Consider the following 629-nt stretch of genomic DNA (forward strand, 5'->3'; position numbering starts at 1 on the left):
GGCTGGGTTGAAAAAAATAATCCCATTGGTAATACCCTATCCCAGGAATATTAATGCGTGGACAATAATTGCTGAGCGACAAAGTTATTTTATCCAATCAGTGTTGTATACCATGCTGGCGCAGCGAGAGTTGGTCAAACAAACTGCCATGGGTTGGTATCCAACCTTAACTGGCGTTATCACGCATGGGACCAAGCAACAAGGCCCCCCCCCCCAGTCTTAGTGGTTTACGGCCGCTGATGAAGCTGGTTTTATAAATACGACTACAACGAGTACGAGTGGTGGGTTTAATTTAAATTTCCCTATTTTTCAGGGTGGATATGTGATCCATTCTACTCGGCAGGAAGAATATAATTATCTCTCTGCTAGCCAACAACTGAACCTTACCCATCGGCAGGTGGTACAGCAAACCCGCCAGGCTTATCTTGGTGTGGATTCTGGTATTAGCAAAATTAAAGCGGACGAACAGGCCATTGTTTCTGCGCAAAATAAAGTAGAAGCCACCCAAGCCGGCTATGTGGTAGGGACACGCACGATGGTGAATGTGTTGGATGCTGTAACGAATTTATATCAAGCTCAACAACAATGGGCTAGCGATCGTTATACGTACATCATCAATATTATTATTT

Annotated in this window: 1 pseudogene; it reads left to right on the forward strand. The window is 44.2% G+C overall.

Annotated elements, in window-relative coordinates:
* Nucleotides 1-629 (forward strand): annotated as a pseudogene (locus tag B1F79_RS06815) (TolC family protein); the annotation flags it as partial.

The organism is Coxiella-like endosymbiont of Rhipicephalus sanguineus, assembly GCF_018687865.1.